The sequence below is a fragment of the Brevundimonas sp. FV2ps16 genome (assembly GCF_058681075.1).
In genome coordinates this window covers 470,649-488,798 of record NZ_CM178728.1, presented here as the reverse complement: position 1 = coordinate 488,798, position 18,150 = coordinate 470,649, and the positions used below count along the sequence as shown (strand labels likewise).

19 protein-coding genes are annotated in these 18,150 nt (G+C 66.4%); 13 read left to right on the top strand and 6 right to left on the bottom strand.

What is annotated here, in order from left to right:
- Position 1 precedes the first annotated feature (1 nt).
- Complete coding sequence (locus tag ACW170_RS02275) at positions 2–808, top strand: glycoside hydrolase family 16 protein (RefSeq protein WP_492088094.1); 807 nt, start codon at positions 2–4, stop codon at positions 806–808.
- Here ACW170_RS02275 and ACW170_RS02270 read toward each other — a convergent pair.
- A complete protein-coding gene (locus tag ACW170_RS02270; RefSeq protein ID WP_492088092.1) occupies positions 793–2,199 on the bottom strand; it encodes a UDP-N-acetylmuramate--L-alanine ligase in 1,407 nt (468 codons plus the stop codon). The two genes, ACW170_RS02275 and ACW170_RS02270, sit on opposite strands and share 16 nt — an antisense overlap.
- A gap of 69 nt (positions 2,200–2,268) precedes the next feature.
- Here ACW170_RS02270 and ACW170_RS02265 point away from each other — a divergent pair, with 69 nt between their 5' ends.
- The 6 genes from ACW170_RS02265 to ACW170_RS02240 all read left to right on the top strand — a co-directional run bounded on the left by ACW170_RS02265 (position 2,269) and on the right by ACW170_RS02240 (position 9,103).
- Entirely contained in the window at positions 2,269–3,105 is an 837-nt protein-coding gene (locus ACW170_RS02265) for an LD-carboxypeptidase (RefSeq protein WP_492088091.1), read from the top strand.
- A 298-nt stretch (positions 3,106–3,403) separates the two neighbouring features.
- The gene (gene dnaG, locus ACW170_RS02260; RefSeq protein WP_492088090.1) at positions 3,404–5,266 is read left to right on the top strand and encodes a DNA primase; all 1,863 of its coding nucleotides are present in this window, start codon (positions 3,404–3,406) and stop codon (positions 5,264–5,266) included.
- 379 nt (positions 5,267–5,645) lie between these two features.
- On the top strand, positions 5,646–7,592 hold the full coding sequence (gene rpoD / locus ACW170_RS02255) for an RNA polymerase sigma factor RpoD (protein WP_492088089.1): 1,947 nt from the start codon (positions 5,646–5,648) through the stop codon (positions 7,590–7,592).
- Positions 7,593–7,644: 52 nt separating this feature from the next.
- Complete coding sequence (locus ACW170_RS02250) at positions 7,645–7,824, top strand: DUF2256 domain-containing protein (protein WP_492088087.1); 180 nt, start codon at positions 7,645–7,647, stop codon at positions 7,822–7,824.
- A gap of 56 nt (positions 7,825–7,880) precedes the next feature.
- Positions 7,881–8,621, top strand: a complete 741-nt coding sequence (locus ACW170_RS02245) for an extensin-like domain-containing protein (protein ID WP_492088086.1) — start codon at positions 7,881–7,883, stop codon at positions 8,619–8,621.
- A 32-nt stretch (positions 8,622–8,653) separates the two neighbouring features.
- On the top strand, positions 8,654–9,103 hold the full coding sequence (locus ACW170_RS02240; protein ID WP_492088085.1) for a hypothetical protein: 450 nt from the start codon (positions 8,654–8,656) through the stop codon (positions 9,101–9,103).
- Positions 9,104–9,108: 5 nt separating this feature from the next.
- Here ACW170_RS02240 and ACW170_RS02235 read toward each other — a convergent pair whose 3' ends face one another.
- From ACW170_RS02235 to ACW170_RS02225, 3 genes are read right to left on the bottom strand one after another with little or no spacing between them, the layout of a single operon-like run.
- Positions 9,109–9,456, bottom strand: coding sequence for a DUF1428 domain-containing protein (locus ACW170_RS02235; RefSeq protein ID WP_492088084.1), 348 nt, complete (start codon positions 9,454–9,456; stop codon positions 9,109–9,111).
- Positions 9,457–9,467: 11 nt separating this feature from the next.
- The gene (locus ACW170_RS02230) at positions 9,468–9,926 is read right to left on the bottom strand and encodes an SRPBCC family protein (RefSeq protein ID WP_492088082.1); all 459 of its coding nucleotides are present in this window, start codon (positions 9,924–9,926) and stop codon (positions 9,468–9,470) included.
- A gap of 13 nt (positions 9,927–9,939) precedes the next feature.
- On the bottom strand, positions 9,940–10,386 hold the full coding sequence (locus ACW170_RS02225) for a VOC family protein (protein WP_492088081.1): 447 nt from the start codon (positions 10,384–10,386) through the stop codon (positions 9,940–9,942).
- A gap of 58 nt (positions 10,387–10,444) precedes the next feature.
- Here ACW170_RS02225 and ACW170_RS02220 point away from each other — a divergent pair, with 58 nt between their 5' ends.
- The 3 genes from ACW170_RS02220 to ACW170_RS02210 all read left to right on the top strand — a co-directional run bounded on the left by ACW170_RS02220 (position 10,445) and on the right by ACW170_RS02210 (position 13,763).
- Positions 10,445–11,134: a winged helix-turn-helix transcriptional regulator gene (locus ACW170_RS02220; protein ID WP_492088080.1), complete on the top strand. Its 690-nt coding sequence runs from the start codon at positions 10,445–10,447 to the stop codon at positions 11,132–11,134.
- Between the two features lie 97 nt (positions 11,135–11,231).
- Complete coding sequence (locus tag ACW170_RS02215) at positions 11,232–13,118, top strand: methyl-accepting chemotaxis protein (RefSeq protein ID WP_492089125.1); 1,887 nt, start codon at positions 11,232–11,234, stop codon at positions 13,116–13,118.
- Positions 13,119–13,232: 114 nt separating this feature from the next.
- The gene (locus ACW170_RS02210; RefSeq protein ID WP_492088079.1) at positions 13,233–13,763 is read left to right on the top strand and encodes a hypothetical protein; all 531 of its coding nucleotides are present in this window, start codon (positions 13,233–13,235) and stop codon (positions 13,761–13,763) included.
- Here the strand turns inward: ACW170_RS02210 and ACW170_RS02205 are convergent.
- A complete protein-coding gene (locus ACW170_RS02205; protein WP_492088078.1) occupies positions 13,760–13,969 on the bottom strand; it encodes a flagellar basal body rod C-terminal domain-containing protein in 210 nt (69 codons plus the stop codon). The two genes, ACW170_RS02210 and ACW170_RS02205, sit on opposite strands and share 4 nt — an antisense overlap.
- 196 nt (positions 13,970–14,165) lie before the next feature.
- Here ACW170_RS02205 and ACW170_RS02200 point away from each other — a divergent pair, with 196 nt between their 5' ends.
- The 3 genes from ACW170_RS02200 (at position 14,166) to ACW170_RS02190 (ending at position 17,413) form a co-directional block, all read left to right on the top strand.
- Positions 14,166–16,070, top strand: coding sequence for a DEAD/DEAH box helicase (locus ACW170_RS02200; RefSeq protein ID WP_492088077.1), 1,905 nt, complete (start codon positions 14,166–14,168; stop codon positions 16,068–16,070).
- 38 nt (positions 16,071–16,108) lie between these two features.
- Entirely contained in the window at positions 16,109–16,432 is a 324-nt protein-coding gene (locus tag ACW170_RS02195; protein ID WP_492088076.1) for an Mpo1-like protein, read from the top strand.
- Between the two features lie 90 nt (positions 16,433–16,522).
- Positions 16,523–17,413: a hypothetical protein gene (locus ACW170_RS02190; RefSeq protein WP_492088075.1), complete on the top strand. Its 891-nt coding sequence runs from the start codon at positions 16,523–16,525 to the stop codon at positions 17,411–17,413.
- A gap of 63 nt (positions 17,414–17,476) precedes the next feature.
- Here the strand turns inward: ACW170_RS02190 and ACW170_RS02185 are convergent, their stop codons facing one another.
- Entirely contained in the window at positions 17,477–18,046 is a 570-nt protein-coding gene (locus ACW170_RS02185; RefSeq protein WP_492088074.1) for a 3D domain-containing protein, read from the bottom strand.
- Positions 18,047–18,150: the final 104 nt, after the last annotated feature.

Below are 18,150 nucleotides of genomic sequence, written 5' to 3'. Positions count from 1 at the left end.
GATGATTTCCATGCTGCTGGCGGCGGCGCTTTCGACCCTGCCGCAAACACCCGCCGCTCCGGCGGGGTACGCCCTGACTTGGTCCGACGAGTTCTCTGGCGACGGCCTGCCTGACGCCTCGAAGTGGCGATACGACACCCAGGCCAACAAGACCGGCTGGTATAACGAGGAGCTGCAATACTATTCGGCCGCGCGGCCGGAGAACGCCCGCATCGAGGACGGCGTGCTGATCGTTGAGGCGCGGCGAGAGACCCTCAACCCGCTCCCGGCCGACTGGGGCGGACAGGCCTACACCTCCGCGCGGATGATATCGACCACCGCCTGGTCGCGCGGTTTCATCGAGACCCGCGCCAAGATTCCTTGCGGACGCGGCAGCTGGCCGGCCATCTGGATGTTGCCCGAAAAGGCGGCCGGCTGGCCCATCGGCGGCGAGATCGACATCATGGAGCATGTCGGCCATCGCCCCGGCGTGGTGCACGGCTCGATCCACACCGAGGCCTACAACCACGTGAAGGGCACCCAGAGCACGGCGACGCGCCAGGTCGCCGACGCCTGCGACGCCTTTCACCGCTATCAGGTGCGCTGGACGCCGGACGAGATCGTCTTCCTGATCGACGACCAGCACTTCCACCGCTTCGCCAACGACCATGCGCGCGATGTGGAGACCTGGCCGTTCGACAAGCCTTTCCATCTGATCCTGAACGTCGCCGTGGGCGGAACCTGGGGCGGCGAGGAAGGCGTCGACGACGCCGTCTTCCCCCAGCGGATGGAGGTCGACTACGTCCGGGTCTATCAGCCGGCCGACTGATCCAGTCGGCCCAGCAACTCCGCTGCGAAGCTGGAGAGGGTGTCGTCGCGGGCGCCCATGACGATGATCCGGTCGCCCGGTTGCTCCATCTCCATGATCCGGTCGCCGCAGTCTGCGCGGGTCGGCAGAGCCTCTGCCTGACGGCCGGCGGCGCGGACTCCGGAGGCGATATCTTCCGAGCCGACGCTGCGGTCGGTGGTGCCGCCGTAGTAGACCGGTTCGGGCATCAACAGCACGTCGTCGGGACGCATCAGGCCGGCGAAGCCGTCGATGAACTCCTGCCGCATCAGTTTCAGCGGGCCGAAGCCGTGGGGCTGGAACAGGATCAGCAGGCGGCCGTCGAAGGCGTGCAGGGTCTTGAGCGTGGCCGCGATCTTGTCTGGGTTATGGGCGAAGTCGTCGATGACGGTGATGCCGTTCACGGTCCCGACCACCTCCATCCGGCGACGGATGCCGGCGAAGGTCTCCAGCGCCTTGGCCGCCTCGGCCGTCGGCACGCCCAGAGCCTTGGTCGCGCCCAGGGCCGCCAGGGCGTTGGCGACATTGTGGGCGCCGGGGACGTTCAGGACGACATCATATTCGCTCCAGCCTTCGATCAGGCGGAACTTCATGCCGGTCGGCAGGGGGACCAGGTCATGGGCGGACAGGTCGGCCTTTTCTTCGCCCAGGGCGAAGGTGATCGCCTTGTCGGCCGGAAGCGTCTGAGCCAGGGCCGCCGTCTCGGGATTGTCGAGGTTCAGCACCGCCGTGGTCGCGCGGGTGGTGAAGCCGCCGAACAGGTCGCGCAGCTCCTCCATCGACTTGTGATCCAGCGAGATGTTGGAGACGACGGCGACGGTGGGGTCATAGCCGGCGATGGAGCCGTCGGACTCGTCCACCTCGGCCACGAACAGGTCCGGAGCGCCCACCAGGGCGCTGGCGAACGGGTGATCGGCGTCGGCGAAGTTCTTCATCACCGCCCCGTTGACGACGGTGGGATTGCGGTCGGTCTGGCTCAGGATCCAGGCGATCATGCCGGTGATGGTGGACTTGCCGCTGGTGCCGGCCACGCCGACCGAGGTCGGGGCGGCGTTGAACAGCTGGCTCAGCAACTGGGGCCGGGTCTGGATGACGGCGCCGACGCGGCGGGCGGCGCCGATGTCGGGCACGGTCTCTTCGATCGCGCCCGTGGCCACCACGGTCTGGGCGGCGCGGGTCACGCCCGATCCGTCCTGGGGGTGCAGGGTCACGCCGTGGGCGCGCAGCCAGCCGAACTTTTCGGGCGTACGGCCCTGGTCCAGCGCCCGGTCGGAGCCTTCGATACGGTGGCCCTGGGCCTGGACGATCAGGGCCAGGGGCAACATGCCCGACCCGCCGATGCCGCAGAAGAAATAGGAGGCGTCTTGGTTCATGCCCCCTTAGAACAGGGGATCGGGCCGATCCGCCAGAGGCGGACTGCAATTTCGACGAAGAAGACGGACGTGAACAGCAACAGCTTCAAGATCGGCGTGGTCTGCGCCAGTTCGCGCTTCGCCAAGGAGCGGGCCGAGGCGGTCGAGGCCTGGATGGCGCAGCACCATCCGGATCGCGACGTGGCGGTGGTGTTTCACCCCGCCTGTTTCCTGAAACACGGCCATTTCGCCGGCGACGACCGGGCGCGGGCGGACGCCTTCGTCGAGTTCGCCAATGATCCGCGCATCGACGCCATCTGGTTCGCGCGCGGCGGCTATGGATCCTGCCGCATCGTCGATTCGGTGATCCCGCGCCTGAACGCCGTGGCCCGCAAGAAGCGATACATGGGCTATTCCGACGCGGGCAGCCTGCTGGCGGGGATGTACAAGGCCGGGTTCGAACATCTGGCGCACGGGCCGATGGCCTCGGATTCGGTGGGGGACGATGCGACGGCTGCGGGCGCCCTGGCCTGGCTGACGACCGGGCGGACGGACTGGATCGAGCCGTCGCTGGCGACCGACCCCCGGCCGGCCGTCGCCTTCAACCTGACCATCATCGACCAGTTGCTGGGCACGGACCTGGAGCCCGATCTGGCCGGCCATGTGCTGATGCTGGAGGAGGTGTCGGAGGCGGCCTACCGGATCGACCGAATGATGTTTCACTTGACGGGCCAGGACTCTATCCGACGTGTGGCCGGAATTCGCCTGGGACGTGTTTCTGATGTCACGCCAAATGATCCCGATTTCGGCCAGTCTCCGGATGAGATTGTTCGCTACTGGTGCCTGAGATCGGGTATAGAATTTCTGGGTTACGCCGATATTGGGCATGACCACGCCAACAAGGTGGTGCCCTTCGGGCGCCGGTGACAAAAACCAGGCGCGGCGAGAAAGACACAGTCCCGCCACGATCCGCATCACGCCGGTCGGCGCCCTCTCGACAGTCGGTGCGAGTGAACGTCAGATGCAGGTCCGCGAGGCGTTAGGACTTCGTTAAGCCAAGGCGTTGGGGGACGCTGCGGTTTACGCCTTCTGCGATGCGGCGGTTCGTTCGGACTTCGGGGGATGCCCGGACGAACCGCCTGATCGTTCTCCGATCATCGACGCACCCCATCATCGATGTGTCCGATCATCGACGCGAAGCGCCGCAAGGCTTATGGATCGCTGGGTGCGTTTCGACGAAAGATTCATCGATGAACTGAAGGCCCGCCTTCGCCCGTCCGACGTGATCGGGCGGACGGTGAAGCTCAAGCGGCAGGGGCGGGAATATGTCGGCCTGTCGCCCTTCTCTAAGGAGAAGTCGCCGTCGTTTTTCGTCAATGACGACAAGGGCTTTTTCCACGACTTCTCGTCCGGCAAGCACGGCGACATTATCTCCTTCCTGCAAGAGACCGAGCGGCTGAGCTTCGTCGAGGCGGTGCAGCGGCTGGCGGGCGAGGCGGGGATGCAACTGCCGGCCGAAGACCCGAAGGAGGCAGAGCGCGAGCAGAAGCGTCAGGGTCTATCGGACTGGATGGATCTGGCCCAGAAATGGTTCGCCGCCAATCTGCGCCGCACGCCCGGCAAGGCGGCGCGCGACTATCTGGAAAAACGCGGCCTGCCTGAGGATCAGTGGGAGCGGTTTGGTCTGGGCTACGCGCCCAATGACCGCGAGGGGCTGAAACAGGCCCTGGTTCAGCGCGGGGCGCGGCCGGCCGAACTGGTCGAAGCGGGGGTGCTGATCTCGCCCGACAGCGGCGGCCAGCCCTATGATCGGTTCCGCGATCGGTTGATGTTCCCCATCCTGGACGCGCGGGGGCGGATCGTCAGTTTCGGCGGCCGGGCCATGAACCCCGACGACCGGGCCAAATATCTGAACGGCCCGGAAAGCCCGCTGTTTCACAAGGGGGCGACGCTTTACGGCCTGCCCGAGGCGCGGCGCATCCTGGGGGCGGAGAGCAAGAACAACCAGGCCATCATCGTGGTCGAAGGCTATATGGACGTCATCGCCTGCCAGCGCGCGGGCCTGCCGGCTGTGGCGCCGATGGGCACGGCCCTGACGGAAGAGCAGATGGAGCGGCTGTGGCGGGTCAGCCATGAGCCGGTGCTATGTTTCGACGGCGACGCGGCGGGGCTGCGGGCCGCCTATCGCGCCATCGAACGCTCGCTGCCGCTGCTGAAGCCCGGGCGGTCGTTCCGCTTCTCGCTGCTGAGCGGCGGTCAGGACCCCGACGACATCCTGCGCGACAAGGGGGCGCCGGCCCTGCGCCAGGCCCTGGCCGACACCCACGGCTTCGCCGAGGTCCTGTTCCGCCGTGAGCAGGACGTCGAGCCGCTGGACACGCCGGAACGCAAGGCGGGGTTCAAGGCGCGATTGCGAACCGCCGCCTCGGCCATTCAGGACAAGGATCTGGCGGAACAGTATCGCCGCGATCTGTTTGATCGGTTCGACGCCCTGTTTCCGCGCACGCCCCAACGCGCGCCCTGGACGCCGGGGCAGGGGCGGGGCCGGTTCGGCCCGCCCCCCAAACTGGGCCAGACCGTAGAGGGGGCGCAGGCGATGCAGTCGCTGTTCCGGGCGGTCAGTCCGGTGGCGGCGGCCCTGGCCTATGCCGCGATCGACGACATTGAGCGGCTTGACGACCATCTGGAGGAGGTCAGCGTCCAGGGCTTCGGCGACGCCTCGCTTGAGGGGCTGGCCCAGGAACTGGTGCGGCTGCGCCTGTCCGGTCAGGCGTCCGATGCGGCGGTGGTGCGGCATCGGCTGCGCGATTCCGGCTTCGATCCCCTGCTGAAGGAGATCGAGAAGGCGGCGTCCAAGTCGGGCGCCTCCTTCCTGTCGTCGGACCTGACCGTGGCGGAATCGCGCGCCCACTGGCTGAAGGTGTTCGGTCTGATGACGCATCTGGCCGCCCTGTCGCGCGCCATCGAGACCGCCAAACAGGATATGGGCCAGGGCACGGGCATCGACGCCCTGGTGCGGCTGAAGGCCGAGCGCGACGCCATCACGCGTTCGTTCGCGGCGCCCGATTTCTGGACCACCCTGGTCTGAGGCGCGCCGATTGAGGCGGATGCGCTTGACTCTGCCCGGTTGCGACGCCATCTGGCGCAATCGGGTCATGATGCCTTAGTGCGCGAGGTCGAGAAGGCGGCGGCGAAGTCCGGCGCGCCATTCCAGGCCGCAAATGCGCCCCTCGCCGAGGCAAGGGTCCGATGGTCGCAGGCGTTCGACGCCTCGGTCCTGGCGTGAGATGCGCCAGGGCAGGATGAAGGGTTCCGCCGGCCTGGGTCGAGCGGGATGCGCTTCTATGTGCGACCAGGTCGAGAAGAATTGGGAAGACAGCGCGGGCGCGTAACCTTACGCCTCGCCAGGCATTGTATTTTTCGCCGGGGTGGATTGATCACCCCCTCCGGCTGGAGACGAACTGACTATGAACGCACAGACCGAGACGCAGGACGCCGAGGTTTCGACCGACGGACCCCTGCTCGATCTGACCGACGCCGGCGTCAAGAAATTCATCAAACAGGCCAAGGCGCGCGGCTATGTGACGATGGAGGAGCTGAACAAGGTCCTGCCTTCGGAAGAAGTCACACCTGACGCCATCGAAGACACCCTGGCCATGCTGTCGGAAATGGGCGTCAACGTCGTCGAGGCCGAGGAGGACGCGCAGGAGCAGCAGTCCACCGACGTCGCCGCCGCCGCCGGAACCGCCGTGGCCGAAGCGCCCGCCAAGGCCGCCTATGACCGTACCGACGACCCGGTGCGGATGTATCTGCGCGAGATGGGTTCGGTCGAACTGCTGAGCCGCGAGGGCGAAATCGCCATCGCCAAGCGGATCGAAGCCGGCCGCGACGCCATGATCTCGGGTCTGTGCGAAAGCGCCCTGACCTTCGAGGCCATCATGGTGTGGCGCGACGAGTTGGAGAACAACCGCATCCTGCTGCGCGAGGTCATCGACCTGGACGCGACCTACGGCGTGCTGAATCCCTCGTCCCTGCCGGGCGCCGCCCAGCCCGAGAGCGAAGAGGAAGAAGAGGCCGAGGAGAAGCCGGCGTCCGAAGACAAGCCTGAATCCGACGACGATGACGACGATGACTTCGACGACGGCGGCGGCATGTCGATCTCGGCCCTGGAAGCCGAGCTGCGCGACGGGGTGATGGAGGTTCTGAACCTGATCGCCGCCGACTTTGGCGAGTTCCGCAGCCTGCAGGACAAGCTGGTCCAGACCCGCCTGAAGGGCGAGGTGCTGAGCACCAAGGACGCCAAGGCCTATCAGACGCTGACGAAATCCATCTCGGATCGTCTGAAGACGATGAAGCTGAACAACAACCGCATCGAAGCCCTGGTCGAGCAGCTCTATGCGATCAACAAGCGCCTGATCGGTCTGGAAGGCCGTCTGCTGCGCCTGGCCGACAGCTACGGCATTTCGCGCCCTGAGTTCCTGAAGGCCTATTTCGGCGCCGAGCTGGATCCGACCTGGACCGAGCGGATCAAGGACCAGGGCGTGCGCTGGACCAAGTTCAGCGACAACGAGGCCAGCCAGATCGCCACCATCCGCGCCGACGTCGCCGCCGTGGCCCTGGAAGCCGGCCTGCCGATCGACGACTATCGCCGCATCGTTCAGACGGTGCAGAAGGGCGAGCGCGAGGCGCGTCAGGCGAAGAAGGAAATGGTCGAGGCCAACCTGCGCCTCGTGATCTCCATCGCCAAGAAATACACCAACCGCGGCCTGCAGTTCCTGGACCTGATCCAGGAGGGCAACATCGGCCTGATGAAGGCCGTCGACAAGTTCGAGTACCGCCGCGGCTACAAGTTCTCGACCTATGCCACCTGGTGGATCCGTCAGGCGATCACGCGCTCAATCGCCGACCAGGCGCGGACCATCCGTATCCCGGTCCACATGATCGAGACGATCAACAAGATCGTCCGCACCTCGCGCCAGATGCTGCACGAGATCGGCCGCGAGCCGACCCCGGAAGAGCTGGCCGAGAAACTGGCCATGCCGCTGGAGAAGGTGCGCAAGGTCCTGAAGATCGCCAAGGAGCCGATCTCGCTCGAGACCCCCATCGGGGACGAGGAGGATTCGCATCTGGGCGACTTCATCGAGGACAAGAACGCCGTCCTGCCGATCGACGCCGCCATCCAGTCGAACCTGCGCGAGACCACGACCCGCGTCCTGGCGTCCCTGACGCCGCGCGAGGAACGGGTCCTGCGGATGCGGTTCGGCATCGGCATGAACACCGATCACACGCTGGAAGAAGTCGGCCAGCAGTTCTCGGTGACCCGCGAGCGGATCCGCCAGATCGAGGCCAAGGCGCTGCGTAAGCTGAAACACCCCAGCCGGTCGCGGAAGCTGCGGTCCTTCCTGGACAGCTAAGACGATCAGGGGCGGCTCCGACGGGGCCGCCCTTTCTCGTGGAGGCCCCCGCATGGGTCGAAAACACGTCAATCTGGGCCGCGCGCCGGCCAAGGCCGATCTGCCGCAAAAGATCTGCGCCGCCTGCGGCCTGCCGTTCGCCTGGCGCAAGAAGTGGGCGCGCGACTGGGATCAGGTGCGGTTCTGTTCGGACCGGTGCAGAGCGGCAGGCGGGCAGGCGGAACGGCGATAGGCGGCTCTCCGCCTCGTGACCTGCGTTTCGCCGGGAATCGGATAGGAGATGAGGCCATGTCCTCGCCCCCTTTCCTGACGCGTCTCCTGGCGGGTCTGGCTGTGCTGGCCGTCCTGAGCGGCTGTATACGCCGCGAGCCCGAAACCTTGAGGCCCTCGCCCTATCCCGGTCAGTCGGCGGCGCCCCTGGTCGGAGGCTTGATCGACCGGCCGATCGACGGTGGGACGCAGGGCGCTGTGGCGCGCGAGGGTGGCGAGCTCGGGCGGTGCATGGCCCAGCTGACGGCGGCGCGCGTTCGCTTCAGTCCTGTGCCGGACCGCCAGAACACCACCGTCTGCGGTTTGAGCCAGGGCGGAGTGCTGGGCGCCGACATGGGCACGGTGGCGCGGATGGCGCCGGGGGATGTGCAGATGACCTGCCAGACCGCCCTGGCGCTGAGCATCTGGCGGCGGCAGTCGCTGGAGCCGGCGGCGCGCGAGATCCTGGGCTCGGACGTGGTCCAGATCGACCACATGGGCGCCTACGCCTGTCGCAATGTGAACAATGGCGCCGGCTCGACCCGGATCAGCGCCCACGCCCAGGCGGCGGCTCTGGACTTCGCTGGCGTACGGTTGAGGGACGGGCGGCGGATCAGCGTCACCGCCGACTGGAATGGCGATGCGCCCGAGGCCAGGTTCCTGCGCCGCATCCGCGATGACGCCTGCCGTGTCTTCGGCACGGTGCTGAGCCCCGACTACAACGCCGTCCACTATGACCACCTGCATCTGGAAGCGACCGACACGCGTTTCTGTCGCTAGGGCGCCGATCCGCGTCCTGGGAGAGAGGGCGCATGGCGCAGAGATTGAAGGTCTTCACATGGTCGGACGGCTTTCACGCCTTCACGGTCGCCGTCAGCTCGCGGCCCAAGGCGCTGGTGGCCTGGGGATCTAAGCAGGATCTGTTCGCCACCGGCCTGGCCAGCGAACTGAGCGGCGGACCCGATTATGACGCGGCCCTGGCGGCGCCGGGCGAGGTGATCGAGCGCGGCCTGTCCATTGACGCCGGCAAGATCGGCAAGGCGGCCAAGCCGAAGAAAGACGCCGGCCCGTCGAAGGCGCGGATCGCCAAGATCGAGCGTCTGCGGGCCGAGATGGAGACCCTGGACGCCGACTATCAAGAGGCTGACGCGGCCTTGGCTGAAAGGTTGAAAGCCTTGGAAGCCGAACGCTCGGACCTGGAGCGCAGCCACGCCAAGCGACGCAAGGACCTGACGGCGGCGCTCAAGGCCGCGCGCGCCTGAACGCATCAGGCCTCGAAGATCGTCTCGAAACCGCCGACGACCATCCGTTTGCCGTCGAAGGGCATTTCCATTTCGTGGAAGCGGGGATCTTCCATCATCTTCTTCTCGGCGGCGTCGCCGGTCGCCTTGTCGGGCCAGATGATCCAGGACAGGACCACGGTCTCTTCGGGCTCCAGCTTCACCGCCATCTTGAAGTCGGTGAGCTTGCCGTCGCGAATATCCACGCCCCAGTTCTCGACGACGGCCAGGGCGCCGAACTCCTTGAAGATGGGCGCGGCGGCCTGGGCGCATCGCAGATAGGCGTCCTTGTCGGCCGTTTTCACCGGGGTCACGAAGCCGCTTACATAGGTCATTGTCGTTCTCCTCAGGTGTTGGTTTCGGCCAGTTCGGCCAGTTGGTCGGCGACAGCGCCCCAGCCTTGCTCGAAGCCCATGGCGCGGTGGGTCTGCATCGCCTTTTCGTCCCAGTGGCGGGCGATGGCGGTGTAGCGCGTGCCCGCGCCCTCGGGTTCGAAGGTGTCGGTGCGGACGAAATTCATCTCGCCCGCCTGAGGGAGCCAGCCCTCGGTCATGGCGCCGGTCGAGACCAGTCGCCGACCGGGGACCACCTCCAGGAAGACGCCGGAATAGGCGTGGCGCTCTCCCTCGGGTGATTGCATCTCCACATTGGCGCGACCGCCGACACGCAGGTCCCAATCGACGACGGGCGTGGTCCAGGGACGGGGGCAGAACCATTCGCCTGTCCGCTCGACGTAGATCTTCCACACGTCTTCGGGCGAGGCCTGGATCAGGCGGGTGACACTGAGTTCAAAGTGATCGGACATGTCGGTCTTCCGGTCAGGCGGGCGTCAGTTCATGGGCGGCGAAGGCTTCGGGGCCGGCGGCGATGGCGGCGGGATCCATCCACATGGTCTCCCAGATATGACCGTCCGGGTCGGCGTAGCTGCGCCCGTACATGAAGCCATAGTCCTGAGGCTTGTTCGGGTCCGCCGCCCCGCCGGACGCCCCGGCCTGGGCCACCACCGCATCGACCGCGTCGCGGCTGTCGCGCGACAGGCACAGCAGCATCTGGGCGGAGGCGTGTGCGTCGGGAATCTGGCGGTCCGTGAAGGTGCGCCATTTGTCGTGGGTCAGCAGCATGACGTGGATCACGTCCGACAGGACCATGCAGGCCGCCGTATCGTCGCTGAACATCGGGTTCTTCGTGGCGCCGACCGCTTCATAGAAGGCGATGGACCGGTTCAGGTCGGCGACAGGCAGATTGATGAAAATCAACTGGGTCATTCGTCTTTCCTCTCCCAATGTTTGCCAAGCGTGCCGCGAGAGATTAAAATAGTCAACTATGAAGTTAGAAAAAGTAACCGATAAGCCGGGGCGTCGGTACCACGATGCGTGCGGCGCGGCGCATGGGCTGGACCTGATCGGCGAACGCTGGGCGCTGCTGGTCGTACGCGAACTGATGCTGGGTCCGCGCCGGTTCGGCGATCTGAAGAAGGATCTGCACGGGATCTCGGCCAATGTTCTGACCCAGAGGCTGGAGGGGCTCGAGGCCTCGGGCGTCGTGCGGCGTCGAAAACTGCCGCCTCCGGCCTCGGTTCAGGTCTATGAGTTGACGGAGTGGGGCCGCGAGATCGAGCCGGTCTTCATGGTCTTGGGCCGCTGGGCTGCGCGGTCGCCGGGCCATGATCCCACCCTGCCGATCAGCGCCGTCTCCACCATGCTGTCGTTCAAGACCATGTTCGATCCGGCCCGCGCCGGGCAGGCCGCCATGGTCGTCGGCTTCATGTTCGACGAGACCCCCTTCCGCGTCGAGGTGTCGGGAGGGAAGTTGGAGGCTCGGCGCGATGAGATTGGGGACGCCGACGTCACCCTGATCATAGGCCCGCAACAGGTCGTGGCCGCAGTTTACGGCAAGGTCCCGATTTCGGCGCTAGAAGCGAACAGCGGTCTGTCGATCAAGGGCGATGTTCGCGTTTTCGAGCGGTTTGCGGACTTCTTCAACCTGCCCGAAAAGGTTGTATTGGAAGCTTAGCCTTAGAAGGTTTGGTAACGAGTGTGCCTTAGGCCCTGACGCACCCTAGTATTCGGAGGCGGACGTGTTCAGGTCCCTATCGGTATCCATCAAGCTCATGATCGCCCTCGGGGCCATGATGAGCGCGTGCGGCGTGGCCACCCTGGTGGTGCTGTTAAGCCTGATGACGATCCAGCAGTCCGATACGGCCGAACAGTCCGCACGAAAGATCAGCGACGCTGCAAACCGAGCCTTGACGGCGGCGGTCGAGGAACAGAACGCCATGCGCGCCTATGTGGCGACAGGCCGGCAAGAGGCGCTTCAAGACTATACGGCGCGCAAGACGAGCTTCGATCAGGCGGTCGCGGCCCTGGACGCCAGCGATCCGAGCCATGTGTACGCCGCCCAGCATCAGGCGCTGAGCGCCGCCACGATCGCCTTCCACCAACAGTCCGAAAACCTGATGGGTCTGGCCCGCGATCCCGCCACCCGACCCCAAGCCGGGGCCCAACTGATGCAGACGGCAGGGCTTGAAGACGTGCGTGCGGCCGTCACGGCCGTGGACGAAGCGGCGCGGCTTGTTCTGACCCAGAGAGAGGGCGACAAGAAGATCGCGTTCGAGGCCGGATACGCGGCCCTGATCGTCGGCGGGGTTCTGGCCCTGTTGGTTGCGGGCGCAATGACCCTGTGGCTCGTGAGGGCCTTGAGCCAGCCGATTGTCGCCATGACCCGCGCCATGGATCGACTGGCCGGCGGCGATCTCGACGTGGCTATTCCTGCCCAAGATCGCACGGATGAGATCGGCCGCATGGCCGTCGCCGTCGGGACCTTCCGCGACAATGCGGCTGAGAAGATCCGGCTCGAGGCGGAAACCCAGTCCCAGCGCGCACTGAGTGAAGCCGAACACCGCGCCAACGAGGCCGAAAAGGCGCGGATCGCCGAAGAGGACCGTGTGGCCCTGACCGCTCTGGCGGAGGGTCTGTCCGCCATGTCGAACGGCGACCTGACCCATCGGTTCACGACCGATGTATCGCCGCGCGGCGAACAGCTGAAGATCGATTTCAACACCGCCATCGCCCGGCTGCAGCAGGCGATGGGCGTGGTCCTGAACAATGTCGCCAGCATCCGATCCGGCGCCGGCGAGATATCGCAGGCGGCCGACGATCTGTCGCGCCGTACAGAACAGCAGGCCGCCAGCCTGGAAGAAACCGCCGCCGCCCTGGACGAGATCACGGCCACGGTGAACAAGACCGCGTCGGGCGCCCGCCAGGCCTCCGAAGTGGTTCAGGCCGCCAAGGGCGACGCCGAGACCTCGGGCGTCATCGTTCGCGACGCGGTCCAGGCCATGCAGGCCATTGAGGGTTCGTCGTCTCAGATCAGCCAGATCATCGGCGTCATCGACGAGATCGCCTTCCAGACCAATCTGCTGGCGCTGAACGCCGGCGTGGAAGCGGCGCGTGCGGGCGAGGCCGGTCGCGGCTTTGCGGTGGTCGCCTCCGAAGTGCGGGCCTTGGCCCAGCGCTCCGCCGACGCGGCCAAAGAGATCAAGACCCTGATCTCGACCTCGACCACTCAGGTGGGGTCGGGCGTGAACCTAGTCGGCCAGACGGGCGAGGCCCTGCAGCGGATCGTGGACCGGGTGGCCGAGATCGACGGTCTGGTGTCGGACATCGCCGCCTCGGCCCAGGAACAGGCCGTGGGCCTGGCCCAGGTCAACACCGCCGTAAATCAGATGGATCAGGTCACGCAGCAAAATGCGGCCATGGTCGAGCAATCTACCGCCGCCAGCCAGGCGTTGGCCCAGGACGCGGAGGCCCTGCAGACCTCGATGGCGCAATTCAAGGTGGGAGCATCGGCCTCGACGCCGACGGAACGCGCCGCACCCATGGCGTCAGCACCGGGCCGCTCCAACCACATGGTCGCCGCCCTCAAGACTCTCGGTCGCGGCGGCGCGGCTCCCAAGGCCCAGGCCGCGCCTGCGGCGGAGGGCTGGGAGGAATTCTGATCCCCGTCGACCGGAGGACTGCGACATTCCGGTGATCGCGGTTCTCTGAGTCGACTTCGCGTCGAAGGCGAGTATCCTTAGGCGGCCTCGGGGGAGGCGTCGTCGGGGAACGCCATGTTCGACATCGGTCATCTGAAGCAGCGGTTCAGCCAGTACGCCGCCCTGTGGGTGACGGGCTTCCTGGTCAGCGGTGCGGCCATACTGGTCGGCATGCTGTTCATGGACCTGATGGCGGCGGCGGATCTGGTTCTGCCGGTCCTGCTGGCCCTGGTCGCCCTGATCCTCGGCGTGGGCGTGGTCGCCAGTTTTCTGTCGAACTGGACCCTGGGGACGAAACTGGCGGTGCTTTCAGCGGCCGTGCTGCTGGTACTGCCCCTGCTCTGGTCGCCTGTGTCGGCGGCGGTGGTGATCGCCTTCTTCGCCGACCGGTCGATCGAATATTCGGTCGCCTATGCCGATTTCCAGATCGCGATCGCCTCCGTGCTTTATCCCCTGTCCGAGCTGTTCCTGGGCGGCGCGGTGTTCAGCGCCGTCTGGGCGGGCTTTCAGTTCTTCGCCAGCCTGGTCGGCGTGATTTCGGCCGTGGCCAGGGCCTGGCCCTATATCCGGCGCATCCTGGGGCCTGAGCCAGCGACCGACAGCTAGGCCAGCATGTCCAGCAGGGTCCCGCTCATCTCGTCCGCAGTGCGCACCACGGTGGCGTTGGCGGTGAAGGCGGTTTTGGCCTGGATGCGTTCGACAGTTTCCTCGGCGAGATTGTCGAGCGGTGCAGACGCGGTGCGGCGCGCGCCGGCCTCGAACCGGGATTGGGCGCCGAGCATTCCGGCGGCGGCGACAGACATGGCCTGCATGGGCGGTCTCCTTCAGCCCGCACTCTGGACCTGTCCCGGTCAACGCCCCCGCAACAAACAGGGTGAACGGCGTTTTCCGCCCCGCTTGCGCCTTTATCCGTGTATAGAGCGCCCATTATTCGCCCGGCCTGAGGTCTGTCCTCGGCCGGGCGCGGTCGTTTCGGCGACCGCCCTTGTTCGTCATTCCAGGTAGCCGATGCCCTTTCCCGCCGTCCATCCCGCGCTCGACCGCGCTCTCGTCAACAAGGGCTATGCCGAGCCGACCCCGGTTCAGGCCGCCGTCCTGGAAGTCGAATACGCCGAACGCGACCTGTTGGTCTCGGCCCAGACGGGCTCGGGCAAGACCGTCGCGTTCGGCCTGGCCGCGGCCCCGACCCTGTTGGGCGACAAGCCGATCTTCGGTCCGGGCGGCGCGCCCCTGTGCCTGGCCATTGCGCCCACGCGGGAACTGGCCATGCAGGTCGCAGCCGAGCTGAGCTGGCTGTACGCCGACTCCGGCGCCAAGATCGCCACCTGCGTCGGCGGCATGGATGCGCGGCGTGAAGCCCGCGCCCTGGGCTTCGGCGTCCATATCGTCGTCGGCACGCCCGGCCGTCTGAAGGACCATATCGACCGGGGCAATCTGGACCTGTCCGAGCTGAAGGTCGCCGTCCTGGACGAGGCTGACGAGATGCTGGACATGGGCTTCCGCGAAGATCTGGAGCACATCCTGGACCAGGCGCCGGCCGAGCGTCGCACCCTGCTGTTCTCGGCCACCATCGCACGCGAAATCGTCACCCTGGCCAAGCGCTACCAGAAGGACGCAGTGCGGATCGACGCGACGGATAAGTCGCGTCAGCACGCCGACATCGAATACCGCGCCTATCGCATCGCCCCCAACGAGATCGAGCACGCGGTGGTCAACACCCTGCGTTGGTACGAGATGCCGCGCGCCATGGTCTTCTGCTCGACGCGCGATTCCGTGCGCCACCTCCAGGCCTCGCTGCTGGAACGCGGCTTCTCGACCGTGTCCCTGTCGGGCGAGATGGGTCAGCGCGAACGGACCGACGCGCTTCAGGCGCTGCGTGACGGCCGCGCCCGCGTCTGCGTGGCCACCGACGTGGCCGCGCGCGGTCTGGACCTGCCCGATCTGGGCCTGGTCATCCACGCCGAACTGCCGATGAACCGCGCCGGTCTGCTGCACCGTTCGGGTCGGACGGGCCGGGCGGGCAAGAAGGGCGTCTCCGTGATGCTGGTGCCGCACTCGCGTCGCCGCAAGGCCGAGCGTCTGATGGACGACGCCGGCATCGACGCCGTCTGGTCCGGCGCGCCTACGTTCGACGAGATCCGCAAGGCCGATGAAGGCCGTCTGCTGTCGCCCGAGTTCTTCGAGGCCGAAGTCACCGACGAGGACATGATCGTCGCCAAGCGGATGATCGCCGAGCGCACGCCCGACGAGATCGCCGCCGCCCTGGTACGTCTGCTGCGCAAGGAGCAGCCGGCGCCGGAAGAACTGTCCGATCCGGGCTCGGATCGCAGCCCCGTCAAGCGCGAGCGCACGGTGCGCAACGAAGACGGCACGGCCGCCCAGCCCTGGCCGGGCGATCGCCTGGGCGCGGACGACGTGGTCTGGTTCCGCCTGGACGTGGGCCGCAACAAGAACGCCGATCCCAAATGGCTGATCCCGCTGATCTGCCGCATCGGCGGCATCTCCAAGCCCCAGATCGGCGCCATCCGCACCTTCCCGGAAGAGACCCGGTTCGAGATCGCCAAGACCCACGAAAAGGCCTTCCGCGAGGCTGTCGCCGCCTCGAACGACGAGGTCAAGATCACGTCGTCGGAAGCCCCGACCCCGGGTTCGATGAAGGCCGGCCGTTTCTCCGGCAAGCCGAACCGCGACGAAGGCGATCGTCCGTTCAAGAAGACCCCCTACAAGCGCGCCGACGGCGGCGAGGGCGACGCCCGCCCGCCGTTCAAGAAGAAGCCCTGGGCGCCGAAGTCCGATGGTGGCGGCGGAAACCCGCGCTCGAATGCGGCCGCCGACAAGCCGTTCGCCAAGAAGCCCTTCAAGGCCAAGCCGGGCTTCAAGAAAGAAGGCTTCAAGGGCAAGCCCAAGGGCTGAGACTTGATTGATCATGGGCGGAGGCGCACCCTCCGCCCATGAACACGCCGTCCGAACCCCAGGGACGATACGCCTCGTTCGAGGCCTTCTATCCCTATTACATCCATGAGCATTCCAACCGGGCCTGTCGGCGGATCCACGTCGTGGGCACCGGTCTGGTGATCCTGGCCTTCGTCGCCTTCGTGTTGACGTTGAACCCCTGGTGGCTTCTGGCCATGCCCCTGGTCGGCTACGGTTTCGCCTGGGTCGGCCATTTCTTCTTCGAAAAGAACCGGCCGGCCACGTTCAAATATCCGCTGTGGAGCCTGATGGGCGACTTCCGTCTGTTCTTCGAGACGGCGTCCGGCCGACGGCGGTTCTGAACACAGCTGCTGTGATTTGAAGCTGTGCCGTGCGGCGGAAGCGGATAGGATCGTCCTGCGGCGCAAGACCGCAGGGGAGGGAGATCGTCCATGAAGCTTATCGCCATTGCGGCCAGCGCCGCGCTCGTGCTCGCGCCCGGCGTCAGCGTCGCGCAGAAGAGCAGCGCCAAGCCGGATTTCACGCTTGATCCCAACTATGGCGAGGTCGCGTTGGAGACCGGCTTCACGCCGGATCCGTGGACCCAGTCTATCCTGGCCGGCGGCTCCGTGGCCGCCTCGGCCGCGCGGTCGGGCTGCGAAGGCTCGGTCAGCGCAGCCCCGGACCTGCAACTGAATTTCGAAGCCGGGGAGTTCGACCTGACCATCCGCGCGTTGGCGTCGGATGACACGACCCTGCTGGTCAATACGCCGGGCGGGCAATGGCTGTGCGACGACGACAGCGGCGGCGGCGTGAATCCCAAGGTGTTGATCTCCGAGCCCGAGAGCGGACGATACGACATCTGGCTGGGCACCTATGGCGACGACATGGTGCAGTCGACGCTGGAGATCAGCGAACTGGGTGGATCGGATGCGAGCGATGCCGGTGCGCCGGACCCTGGTCTGGATCCCAATTTCGGCTCGGTGAGCCTGGAAACCGGCTTCACGCCTGACCCGCACGAGAAGGCGATCCTGGCTGGCGGCTCGATCCCGGCGGCAAGCGCAAAGGCCGGCTGCGAGGGCAAGGTCAGCGCGGCGGCGGACTATCAGATCTTCTTCGAGCCCGGCTCCATGGACCTGACTTTCCTGGTCGAGGCGTCCGAGGACACCACCCTGCTGATCAACGCCCCGAACGGTCGCTGGTATTGCGACGACGACAGCGGCGGCGGGGTGAACCCCAAGGTGCTGATCACCAATCCCCAGGGCGGTCGCTATGACGTCTGGGTGGGCACCTACGGCGACGACATGGTGCAGTCGACGCTGAAGGTCAGCGAACTGAACTAGAGAGCGACCACAAAGACGCCGGCGGCCGCGAGGCGCGCCGGCGTCTTTCGTTTCGCGGTCCAATCAGTTGGAGGCGTTTTCCCAGGCGGGCGGGCAGCCGTCAAACCGACCGGCGTCGGCAATGGTCAGGGTCTGCATGTTCAGGCGACGGGCCTGGGCCATGGAGCCGCGTCCGTGCCCGGTATAAAGGTCGATCTTCTGGCCCTTGATCGCGCCGCCTGTGTCGGACGCATACCAGTAGCCGTCGTGGATCGAGCCGTCGGCCAGACGCAAACCGACCGTCTCGCGGATAAACAGCTTGGTACGGCGGGGAATGACGCGGGGATCGACCGCGACCGTGCGCATCGCGATCGGACGGCAACCCAGGGAATCATTGCCCGTCGCACCGCCGCCGCCGGCATGATAGAGGCGCGCGGAGGCGCGCCAGTCCGGATCGCCGACCATCAGTTCGGCCTGTTCTGGGCTAAGGCTCGGGGCGAGGTCGGACGAGGCGTCGGTGGAACCGATCTCGGGCGCCGGGGTTTCAACCCTGGCTTCATCCGCCGCAACGGCGACATTGTAAGGGACCGGTTCGCTCGAAAGCGAAGACACGGCGGCCCACAGAATGGCGAAGGCAGCGGAAGCGCCGATCATCCGATTTGCTCATGACAGCACCGGCTCCCAACGCCGCCGGCGCCGGTTTTGTCGCGTTAACTTGTGGCCAGAAAGGGGCGTGCCGCGCCCTGCGGCTCTGCCAG